General features: G+C 39.9%; 13 protein-coding genes. 11 read left to right on the forward strand and 2 right to left on the reverse strand.

Annotated features, from left to right (window positions below; all coding sequences use genetic code 11):
- The first annotated feature begins 3 nt into the window (after nucleotides 1-3).
- From CRI9333_RS24430 to CRI9333_RS24445, 4 genes are all read left to right on the forward strand, one after another.
- Entirely contained in the window at nucleotides 4-513 is a 510-nt protein-coding gene (locus CRI9333_RS24430) for a hypothetical protein (RefSeq protein WP_015180099.1), read from the forward strand.
- Between the two features lie 57 nt (nucleotides 514-570).
- On the forward strand, nucleotides 571-837 hold the full coding sequence (locus CRI9333_RS24435; protein ID WP_015180100.1) for a hypothetical protein: 267 nt from the start codon (nucleotides 571-573) through the stop codon (nucleotides 835-837).
- A 4-nt stretch (nucleotides 838-841) separates the two neighbouring features.
- Nucleotides 842-1,510 carry a hypothetical protein gene (locus CRI9333_RS24440; protein ID WP_015180101.1) on the forward strand — a complete coding sequence of 223 codons (669 nt, stop codon included), beginning with the start codon at nucleotides 842-844 and terminating at the stop codon, nucleotides 1,508-1,510.
- A gap of 102 nt (nucleotides 1,511-1,612) precedes the next feature.
- Nucleotides 1,613-1,855 (forward strand): hypothetical protein, encoded by a 243-nt coding sequence (locus tag CRI9333_RS24445; protein ID WP_041227126.1) that lies wholly within the window; start codon nucleotides 1,613-1,615, stop codon nucleotides 1,853-1,855.
- On the opposite strand, the gene CRI9333_RS27145 is transcribed toward CRI9333_RS24445, so the two are convergent.
- Nucleotides 1,852-2,025: a hypothetical protein gene (locus tag CRI9333_RS27145; RefSeq protein WP_015180103.1), complete on the reverse strand. Its 174-nt coding sequence runs from the start codon at nucleotides 2,023-2,025 to the stop codon at nucleotides 1,852-1,854. The genes CRI9333_RS24445 and CRI9333_RS27145 overlap by 4 nt on opposite strands.
- Before the next feature lie 408 nt (nucleotides 2,026-2,433).
- Here CRI9333_RS27145 and CRI9333_RS24455 point away from each other — a divergent pair, with 408 nt between their 5' ends.
- The 7 genes from CRI9333_RS24455 (at nucleotide 2,434) to CRI9333_RS24485 (ending at nucleotide 9,558) form a co-directional block, all read left to right on the forward strand.
- On the forward strand, nucleotides 2,434-3,954 hold the full coding sequence (locus CRI9333_RS24455; RefSeq protein WP_015180105.1) for a class I SAM-dependent DNA methyltransferase: 1,521 nt from the start codon (nucleotides 2,434-2,436) through the stop codon (nucleotides 3,952-3,954).
- A 59-nt stretch (nucleotides 3,955-4,013) separates the two neighbouring features.
- Entirely contained in the window at nucleotides 4,014-4,232 is a 219-nt protein-coding gene (locus tag CRI9333_RS24460) for a type II toxin-antitoxin system HicB family antitoxin (protein WP_015180106.1), read from the forward strand.
- Entirely contained in the window at nucleotides 4,232-4,471 is a 240-nt protein-coding gene (locus CRI9333_RS24465) for a type II toxin-antitoxin system HicA family toxin (RefSeq protein WP_015180107.1), read from the forward strand. The genes CRI9333_RS24460 and CRI9333_RS24465 overlap by 1 nt, the downstream gene beginning before the upstream one ends.
- Before the next feature lie 64 nt (nucleotides 4,472-4,535).
- Nucleotides 4,536-5,765, forward strand: a complete 1,230-nt coding sequence (locus CRI9333_RS24470) for a restriction endonuclease subunit S (RefSeq protein ID WP_015180108.1) — start codon at nucleotides 4,536-4,538, stop codon at nucleotides 5,763-5,765.
- Nucleotides 5,762-8,101 (forward strand): EcoAI/FtnUII family type I restriction enzme subunit R, encoded by a 2,340-nt coding sequence (gene hsdR, locus CRI9333_RS24475; protein ID WP_015180109.1) that lies wholly within the window; start codon nucleotides 5,762-5,764, stop codon nucleotides 8,099-8,101. The genes CRI9333_RS24470 and hsdR overlap by 4 nt, the downstream gene beginning before the upstream one ends.
- 424 nt (nucleotides 8,102-8,525) lie before the next feature.
- Nucleotides 8,526-9,092, forward strand: a complete 567-nt coding sequence (locus tag CRI9333_RS24480; protein WP_015180110.1) for a hypothetical protein — start codon at nucleotides 8,526-8,528, stop codon at nucleotides 9,090-9,092.
- 139 nt (nucleotides 9,093-9,231) lie between these two features.
- Complete coding sequence (locus CRI9333_RS24485; protein ID WP_015180111.1) at nucleotides 9,232-9,558, forward strand: hypothetical protein; 327 nt, start codon at nucleotides 9,232-9,234, stop codon at nucleotides 9,556-9,558.
- 191 nt (nucleotides 9,559-9,749) lie between these two features.
- Here CRI9333_RS24485 and CRI9333_RS24490 read toward each other — a convergent pair whose 3' ends face one another.
- On the reverse strand, nucleotides 9,750-10,592 hold the full coding sequence (locus tag CRI9333_RS24490; RefSeq protein WP_015180112.1) for a hypothetical protein: 843 nt from the start codon (nucleotides 10,590-10,592) through the stop codon (nucleotides 9,750-9,752).
- Nucleotides 10,593-10,647: the final 55 nt, after the last annotated feature.

Below are 10,647 nucleotides of genomic sequence, written 5' to 3' on the forward strand. Positions count from 1 at the left end.
ATCATGGGACTACTGAAATTTATCACCCGCAACAAAGCTAACATCTCAACTGAAGCTGGTGGACAACTAGCAAATGATGGTACTAATCATAACCTCGCTACTAACAAAGTTTTAGCTGCAACTGATAAAGATGTTATCACCCCAAATAATGCAGACTTTAGCAGTGTGAGAACTGCGCCAATTGTCAAAGCCCCCCGCTACTTTAATAAAGCTGAAGCAGACGCATTACGCATCTTAGCCAAGCAAAAGAAAGTACAAGCTCTTGCTTCAGTTAGTGCTTATAAAGCCCTGAAAAATATTGAGGATTCTGATACTACCGTACATACCACGCACCGACGCTACCAATCAAAAGTAGCTCGAACTGAGCTTGAAAAACAGCAAGCTAACGCACAATTAGCTAAGGATTTACATGGTTTGCGCCCTCATTATGCAGAAATGCACAGTGAAGTTAAATCAGCAGAAACTAACGCTGCAAATGCGATTAATGCCATCAAACAATCCTATGGCTACTAATAGTTAAAACTTTGGGGTAGTGAAATTAATCACTACCCTTTTTAGTGGAGTTTCATCATGGGTAAAAGCATTCAATTAGGTGGTTACTTTCTGCTAGGTGTTAGCTGTTGCGGTCTATTTTCCTACACGGCTTATATAATCCCTCGGTTTCAATATTATGCTTTTTGGCTTGTAGTGGTTGTTAGTTTATTGTTCATAGTTTGTGGTTTAGCTGATGACTTTCTAGCAGAAGCAATGGGAGTAGATTATCAATCCTATATCGGCGGTTTGATTGTTTGTATTGCCATTGTATTAGTTGGTTCTTTAATTCAATGGGTAAAGTAAAGTGATGATTAAAATATCTAGCCCACAAGATCAACTCCGAAGCAATAGAAATTTACTCGCTCTAGTCGGTGGTAGTTCAACTGTAATAGGGCTGTTGCTTTGGTCATCTAGCCCGTTCCTATTCCCAAACCCAAAAGATAAGTTTAGCGTTTCACTGCGTTACCTTTCCTTGTTTCTTACTAGCTGTTGCGGTGTAACAGCCGTTGCAACAGGGTATCAGCTACAACGCATTACACCACTAATTAAAGCTATTGAAACAGCAGAGAGAAATGACTTTATCAGTCAGCTTGCTACCTCCCAGTGGGTACAGGAACAACGTTATCAGTCAGAAGCTGTTACAGCGTTACAACCCTCGCAACAGCAACCCGTTACACTGCAACAGCAAAATAGTTATAACGAGCGTAACGACGATACAGCAAGGGATAACGAAGTTAGTAACGAACCTGTAACGGATACCCTAACGACTCTTCCAGCCAATGCTGTCACACCTGCAACAGATGAGGAAATGGAAGGTTACAGACCTACTTATCTAGCTGTAACGGCACTGCAACAGCAAGGAATTAGCGACAGCGACATTATCAAAGATGTGCTGAAACAGGGTGGAACAAATTACTCCAAAGGTAAACAGATGTTAGACGCACTTTTGCAGTTGGGACAGTCTAAAGGTTGGTAATTTAAATAATTCCATTAGTGAGGATAATGCAACGTGATACAAAGTAAAAGTTTTATTTGTTTTGTGGGATTCGCTGCAATAGGATGGATAGGTTTTTTATCAATGACATTGCCAGGAATTATATCTCAGTTAATACCTGAAGCTTGTCCTGCTAAGAGAGCTAATACTTATGCTCTGTTTGTACAGCATCGTTGGCTAGCAGACTATAGTTATTTAAATGAGTTGAGTCAGTTGCGTAGCTGGAACATAGTGAAAAAGTGTAAATTGCTCGCTCCGACTCGTGACATTTCGGGGAGAACTCTCCCCCCAACAACTTTGATAGGAACTTACATTGGCCCATTTTAAGATTTCAATGAAGCTAATACTGCATTAGGGGAAATCACTGAAAAGGTTAAACTTAATAGATGTAACCCTGACACTACCGATAATCCATCTATGGTTACTAACCTCTTGTAACCGTAAGTAACTGCATTGTTACGACCAGCACGAAATTTCGCAACTCCAGTATTGACCATAACGCATAACATTCCTAACCCCTTGCTGTAAAATGCCAGGGGTTAATTATTTTAACGTTTTAAAAACGCTATCGCGTTTTCTACTAAAAACTGCGGTACTATTGAAAACTATTTGTAGTAGTGAAAACTTATTAATTCGGGAAACTGTTTGTAGTAGTGAAGTAAAAACTGTTGGTAGTAGTGAAAGCTCATTAATACTGATTACAGTGATAAAATAGATTCCCCTTTGCACCATCGTCTCTAACTCATAAAGGGCGATAGCCCATAAAGTTGACCTTTGAGAATTGCCAACTGTTACGTTTTTACTTAAACAGCTTCACCAATAAGTTTTATTACAGTATTATATTCTGGTAAGTTGCCAACTAATAAGCCAAGCCATTAATATTAAAAATCCCACAGTAAAGCTAAATGTTCGAGCAAACTTTTAAAAATATTGATGATGTTCTCTGGAAAGAGGCGGGTTGTACTACAGAGTTAGATTATACAGAGCAAACCTCTTGGCTGCTGTTTTTGAAGTATTTGGATGACTTGGAACAGGAGAGGGCGCTAGAGGCGGAATTGGTTGATAAACCTTATGAATTTATTATTGATGAGGCGCATCGCTGGTCAGTCTGGGCAGCACCCAAAAAGGCTGATGGGACGGTAGATCATGATAATGCCCTGATTGGTGATGATCTGATTGATTATGTTAACCGCAAGCTATTTCCATATTTACAAGGATTCAAGCAACGGGCTACCAGTCCTGACACAATCGAATATAAGATTGGGGAAATTTTTAGCGAGATTAAGAATAGGTTTCAAAGCGGCTACAGCTTGAGGGATGCCCTGGAATATATAGATGAACTAAGGTTTCGATCGCAACAGGAGAAGCATGAGCTATCCCATCTTTATGAAGCCAAAATCAAGAATATGGGTAATGCAGGGCGCAATGGTGGTGAGTATTACACACCGCGTCCCTTAATTCGGGCAATGATTCAGGTGGTCAAACCTGAAATTGGCGATCGCATTTATGATGGTGCTTGCGGTTCGGCGGGTTTTTTGTGTGAAACTTACGACTATTTACGTCGGGGTAAGCTGACAACAAAAGAGCTTGAGACACTTCAGAATAATACTTTTACAGGTAAAGAAAAGAAAAGTTTGGCGTATGTCATTGCCATCATGAATATGATTCTGCATGGCATTGATGCACCAAATATTATTCATACCAATACCCTGACGGAAAATCTCACTGATATTCAGGACAAGAATCGTTTTGATGTCATCTTGGCTAATCCGCCATTTGGAGGGAAGGAACGCAAGGAAATACAGCAGAATTTTCCAATTAAAACTGGGGAAACAGCGTTTCTGTTTTTACAGCACTTCATCAAAATCCTGAAGATAGGCGGTAGGGCAGCAGTAGTAATCAAAAATACGTTCCTATCAAATTCGGATAATGCTTCGCGGGCATTGCGTCAGGAGCTTTTGAGTAGTTGTAATTTGCACACGATTTTAGATTGTCCGAGTGGGACTTTTATCGGGGCGGGGGTAAAAACGGTAGTGTTGTTTTTTGATAAAGCTGTTCCCTCCGATTCCGTTCAGGGAATGCCTTTATTTGCTCAGGGAAAACCCTTAAATCAGGGAATGGCTACTCAGAAAATTTGGTATTACCAACTCGTTCCAGGGCGGAACATGGGTAAAACCAATTCCCTGAATGATGAGGATTTGCGGGAGTTTGTAGAGTTACAGGCTACGTTTAAAGAAACAGAAAAATCTTGGTTTGTGGATATTGCTGATATTGATCAAGTGACATTTGATCTGTCGGTGAAGAATCCGAATAAAGCAGAGGAATCGGAGTTACGAGAACCGCAGGAAATTTTAGATGAGATTGCGGTACTGGATGAAGAAAGTGTTGGAATTTTGGAGAGAATTATGCAGTTGACAGGCAGTTGACAATTAACAGAGTATGTGAATTTTCTTTTGGATGTCAAATTAATTTAGGAGAAGTAACTATGAAAAATATCAAAATAATTGTCGAAAAGCACCCTGATGGTTATGTTGCCTATCCTTTAGGTATTCAAGGGGTTGTAGTTGGTGAGGGTGATACCTATGAAGAAGCTTTAAATGATGTGCGCTCGGCTATTTTATTTCATGTCGAAACTTTTGGAGAATCGGTTCTAGAATCTGAGTCCTCAATCCTCGAAGCTTTTGTAGCAGAGGCAAACGTATAATGACAAAGTTTCCTGTTGATGCTCCTAAATCAAAAGTAATTAAAGTGCTTGAGGGTTTTGGATTTTCCATAGTAAGAGAAAAAGAGCATATATCTATGATTAGACAAAATCCTGATGGTACAACTACTCCTTTAACTTTGCCAAATCATAAACTTATTAAAGGTTCTACTCTCAGAAGCATCTGCACTCAATCTGGTATTTCACGGGATGATTTTATTGCTGCTTATGAAGAAGTGTAAAAAAATCTGATTGCGGCTTTGGGTGTGAAGAGTGCAGAGATTTTGGGTGGTGTTGGGGGATGGTATGCAGTTGACAGTTGATAGTGGACAGTTGCCAGTGGGTTGGAAAGTAAAAAAACTCGCTGAAGTTTGCCAAGTAGAAAAATCTCAAGGCATTTATAAAAATTTGCCTTATATTGGCATGGAAAATATTGAATCTAACACTGCTAAGTTTATTGGTTCAACGGAGCTACAATCTGTAAAAAGTTCAACATTTAGATTCAACCATAAGCATATACTTTATGGAAGACTTCGCCCATACCTCAATAAAGTATTAGCTCCAGATTTTGAAGGACACTGTTCAACTGAAATTTTTCCTATTAAGCCAAGTGAATGCCTAAATAGATATTTTCTTCTCTACTGGTTGTTAATGGATTCAACTGTGAAGTGTATCAATGCAACTTGTACTGGTGCAAGGATGCCTAGAGCAAATATGAATTCTGTATTTGAGTTTGATTTTCCTCTTCCTCCTCTTACTGAACAAAAGCGGATTGTGGCAATTTTGGATGAGGCGTTTGAGGGGATTGATAGAGCGATCGCCAACGCCGAAAAGAACCTTGCCAACTCCCGCGAACTATTTGAAAGCTATCTAAACGCCATCTTTACCCAGAAAGGTGATGGGTGGGTACAAAGCAAGTTGAGCGAAGTTTGTGAAAAAATCACTGATGGAACTCATCAAACACCAAAATATTTTGAAACAGGTTTCGTATTTTTGTCGTCGCGTAATGTTACTAGCGGCACAATTAATTGGGACAAAGTTAAATATGTAGACGAGGCACAACATATCGCTATGCAGAAGCGTATTTCACCTCGGTTACACGATATATTATTGGCAAAAAATGGCACTACAGGTGTTGCTGCGTTAGTTGATAAAGACATTGATTTCGACATTTATGTTAGTTTAGCTTTGCTTAGACCATTGGCAGCTATCTTGCCCAGATTTATGTTGCATTTTGTTAATTCTCCCGTTGCAAAAGGGCAGTTCAATAAAAGATTAAAAGGCATTGGAGTTCCTAATTTACATTTAGAAGAAATCCGAGAGGTAACTATTTGTTATCCACAAGACTTGGCATTACAAGAGGCTATAGTTGTCAAGATCGATGAGATGCGAAGTCAGATTCTTCGCCTTGAAACCATCTACAGGCAAAAAATCGCTGCTCTCAACGAACTAAAACAATCCATCCTGCAAAAAGCTTTTACTGGCGAACTCACCGCAGACACTCCGAAAACTGTTAAGGAAGAAATTGCTGCATGAACGAAGCCGAAACCCGTGCCGAACTAATTGACCCCGCACTCAAAGCCGCAGGATGGGGAGTCATCGAAGGTAGTCGCATCCGTCGCGAAGTTATCGCACCTGGTCGCTTAGTTGGTAACGGTAAACGCGCTAAATCAGACATAGCCGATTATGTGCTGGTATATCATGGTGAAAAACTCGCCGTCATCGAAGCAAAAAAACGCGGCTTACCCGACACCGAAGGTTTAGGACAAGCCAAAAAATACGCCGAAAAGTTGCAAACACGATTCGCCTACTCTACAAATGGCGATCGCATCTACCAAGTAGATATGCACACAGGGGCAGAAGGCTACATCAACCAATATCCCACCCCAGACCAACTGTGGAATACCACTTTTAGCCAAGCTAATCAATGGCGAGATAACTTTGCTGCCATCCCCTTTGAAGACAGAAGCGGTACATGGGAAGCCCGTTATTATCAACACAATGCCATTAAGCACGTCCTATCCGCTATCTGCCAAGGACAAGACCGGATTCTGTTAACAATGGCAACTGGCACGGGTAAAACTTTCATCGCCTTTCAACTGGCATGGAAACTGTTTCAAAGCCGTTGGAACCTCAGCAGACAACCCACCCGTCGCCCTCGTATTCTGTTTCTAGCAGATCGTAATATCTTAGCCAACCAAGCTTATAACTCATTCTCCGCCTTCCCCGACGATGCCCTCGTCCGCATCGACCCTGAAGCCATCAAAAAACGAGGTCGAGTTCCTAAAAATGGCAGTATCTTTTTTACCATTTTCCAAACCTTCATGACTGGAAGGGACGAAGCTGGCAATCCTACCCCCAAATTCAGCGATTATCCCCCCGACTTCTTTGACTTCATCATCATTGATGAATGTCACAGAGGCGGAGCCAGTGACGAAAGCACCTGGCGGGGCATTTTGGAATACTTCTCACCAGCAGTACAACTGGGGCTTACTGCCACTCCCAGACGTGCTAACAACGCCGATACCTACACTTATTTTGGTGAGCCAGTCTATACTTACGCACTCAAAGACGGCATCAACGATGGGTTTTTGACTCCCTTTAAAGTTAGGCAGATCGAAACTAACCTAGATGAATATATTTACAGCAGCGAAGATGAATTAATAGAAGGTGCAATAGACGAAGGTAGAACTTACACCGAAGGTGATTTTAATCGCATCATTGAAATTAGCGATCGCGAACGCTACCGCGTACAACTGTTCATGGAGGAAATTAACCAGAATCAAAAAACTCTGGTATTTTGTGCCAACCAAGACCACGCTCTAGCTGTGCGGGATTTAATTAACCAAATTAAGATTAGCAGTAACCCTAATTACTGTGTCCGTGTCACAGCCGATGATGGGAAACTGGGAGAACAGCACCTCAGCACCTTTCAAGACAACGAGAAAAATATTCCAACTATTCTCACCACCTCACAAAAGCTTTCTACTGGGGTTGATGCCCGCAACGTTCGTAACATTGTGCTAATGCGACCCATCAACACGATGATTGAATTTAAGCAAATTATTGGTCGTGGTACTCGCCTATTTGATGGGAAAGATTACTTCACTATTTATGATTTTGTTAGAGCCTACGAACACTTCAACGATCCTGAATGGGATGGCGAACCCCAAGAACCTGTAATAGTTACAAATCGAAGGGAACGACAGTCATCATCTACAACAAATACTAATAGAAATACTGACACAAATAGCAACGAAAATACAGAAACTTCTCGTCCCCAAACTATTAAAATCAAACTCGCTGATGGTAAAGAACGCACCTTTCAACATCGGATATCTACTAGCTTCTGGAGTCCAGACGGTAAACCGATGAGCGCAGCAGAATTTGTGGAACGTCTCTTTGGTGAAATTCCTCAACTATTCACAAATGAAAACGAATTAAGAGCCATCTGGAGCCGTCCTGACACCCGTAAAGCATTATTAGAAGGACTGGCAGAGAAGGGCTATGCAGAGGAACAACTAACAGAAATTAGCCGCCTGATTGATGCAGAGAAAAGCGACTTATATGATGTACTGGCTTATATCGCATACGCCTCTCCACCTATTAGCCGTCGAGAGCGCGTCCTTGCTCACAAGTCGTTGATCTTCTCGCGCTATATCGGCAAACAGCAGGAATTTCTCGACTTTGTACTGGAACAATACATCAAAGCTGGGGTGGGCGAACTGGATCGTACTAAATTACCTCAATTGCTAGAATTGAAGTATCATACTGTTCGTGATGCTGTTGGAGAACTAGGAAGCGTTGCGAATATCAGTGAAGTATTTGTCGGGTTTCAGCAGTATTTGTATGATTTGGACAGAGCCGCTTAATAATTCAGGGTGCTACAATCAAACATTTTAGTTAGACGATTAATTCAAAACTTCTCTAAGCTGAAATGTTTTACTACTGACGACAGGGATAAAATAGACTCTAGGCTCCCCATTGTATCTAATTCATAAAGAAGTAATTTTAATTATTAGTTTGCCAAGTTTGATTCCTTTTATGCAAAGTATAAAGGTTTCATCAAGAACTAAAAAAATAATTTTTTTACGATGATTAAAAAAGGTTAAAGTGATATATTAAAAAATAAGTATAACATTGTAAAAACTCAGACAATGCCAAAAAGCTTTTAGTTACGTTTTCATTGAAAATGAGACTGTTAGCTTAGTGAATCAGCAAGTGCTATAAGTCGCCCTGCAATTGTCTTTCAAGCGCCTGAGTCTTCACATAACATTTTAGGGAGAGTATTAACATATGTATTCTGGTGTCATAGTTCATAATAATTCTCCAGAGATCAAAAAGAACAGCAGTTCTACAGAAAAACACGGCACTTCTTCAGGAAAGAATAACATCTCTTCAGAAAAAAATAAGGGTAATAATAATAAAGAACAAGAGGAAAAATGCAAATCATTATATAAAGAAGCTTTTAAAACTTATATTAATCAAACCCAACTCGGTGTAATAAGCTGTGGTGTGAAATCGGTAGTTAGCCTTGCGAAAAATAGTGCAGTAGGTGCTGGTTTGGAGTTTGCTGGGTGTATGCTAGCACAACAGGCGGGATCTACATACCTGCTTAGTGATAAATTAGACAGTATTAACCAGGAATGTACTATCCTTTATCAAGGAGACAGTGTTAAGGATGAGGATGATGAAGACACTCTTAGTATGCAGCATGGAATGTCTTCTAGAGAAAAAGATTATTCTTTATCACCCCAAGGGCAAACGGTAGCTATTAATTATCAACCTAATAAGCGTAGTGAATTTGAACTAAATCCAGAAACAGGAAAGTTTTATAAGCCTAGCAATACGGCCATTTGTTAAAAATTCTCCTAGTTAGGACGCTAATTTATATTGTTGTGAGCTTGTATCTTTTAGAGATAAAAACAACATAAATTAGCGTCTTAAGTATGAAGAATGAATCTATGTACTAAACTATCTCATGTAATTCAAGGAGTGAAATATGGAATTCCAGTTTATGGAGCCAAGGATTGAAGGATATCCAGTAGATTGGTGTTGCGAAATAAATTGGGCTGGTTGGTGTAGTGATCAAGCGCATCAATTGGCAGCGGATAAATATTGTCAATGTATGGGGTTTGACCGTAGCATAGGATGGTCACATACTGAACACGACAAAAATCCAGAAAAGCGTCCCAAAATAACTGTGGCTTATACTGAACTAATGAATCATAAATTTGTAGTTAAGACAAATAAAGGAAATTCTATGCCTTGGAAATTTGTTCATAATCCAGGGGGGGCTTTTGCATGGATAACATGTATTAGAGATTAGGATTTAGAGAAATTACTTGATAAATAAGCAGTAATAATGTAGCGATCGCATACATTGAATGAGCAGTAAAGATGTAGCATTCGACGTATGTATGCTCTTGCCCCTCAGATCAAGAGTATCAAGTTTTGGTAGATTCTAAATGGTAGATAATTGATCCTGCCCTGTTGAGATAATAATCTTAACAGGTTTTTTTAGAATAACTTTTGATATTTACTTTTCCTTCCTACTTTTACTCGTTCAAAACCTTTAGCCTTGATTTCGTCATCGTTCATCTTTGACAGTTGGTAATCTTTCAATTTAAGCAGCTTGCAAACTTGAACCCCAGAAAGCAATTCAGTTTCAGTGTTTGGTGTTTGCTCACTCACTGGTTCACTTACTGGTGCTGCTTCAGATAAACCAGGGTCTGTTTCTAAGTCTGGTTCAAGTGCAGTTTCTAGTTCTAGTTCTAGGGAATTTAATTTTGGGTCTACTACAGGCGCGTTAGCGTCTTGCTCTACTGCAACTGCTTCAGGTTCATCGCTAGTATCGGGCGATTGTGCGATCGCATCTACCTCAACTACTAATGATTCGAGTTTTTCTGCTGCTTCTTCCTCTAACTGCCTAGCCGTTTCTGCCACCTCTAAACTAACACTTCCCACTTCATTAAGTGTAATACCAGGTATGTTACTAAGTATTTGCTCAGGCTCTACTACTTCCTGCTCTAGTAAGTTACCGGATATTGTTTCTGGTATGTTACTTAAGTGAGCTAACTTCTTCTCTAAAATACTTAACCGTTCTAGCACTTCAGCACTCGGTACGTTACTAGGTGTAATACTTAGTAGGTTACTTAACTGCTCTTCCACAATCCTTGTGATAGTAGCTTCTAACTCATCTGTTACTGGTAAATTACTAAGTGAGTTACCAAAGAAAGTAGCAAGAATCTGATTAACCGCAGCACTGTACTTAATACCACCATGCTGTTTGATGTACTCCATTAAGGATTTTTCATTTTCCTTATCGAGATACACTGCAATATGTTTTTTATCTGTTGCCATAGTCTGTTACTGAGTCATTTACTTAGCATCATACTGTAATAACCTACCTATAAGT

Origin of the sequence: Crinalium epipsammum PCC 9333, assembly GCF_000317495.1 — a bacterium.
GTDB lineage: Bacteria > Cyanobacteriota > Cyanobacteriia > Cyanobacteriales > PCC-9333 > Crinalium > Crinalium epipsammum.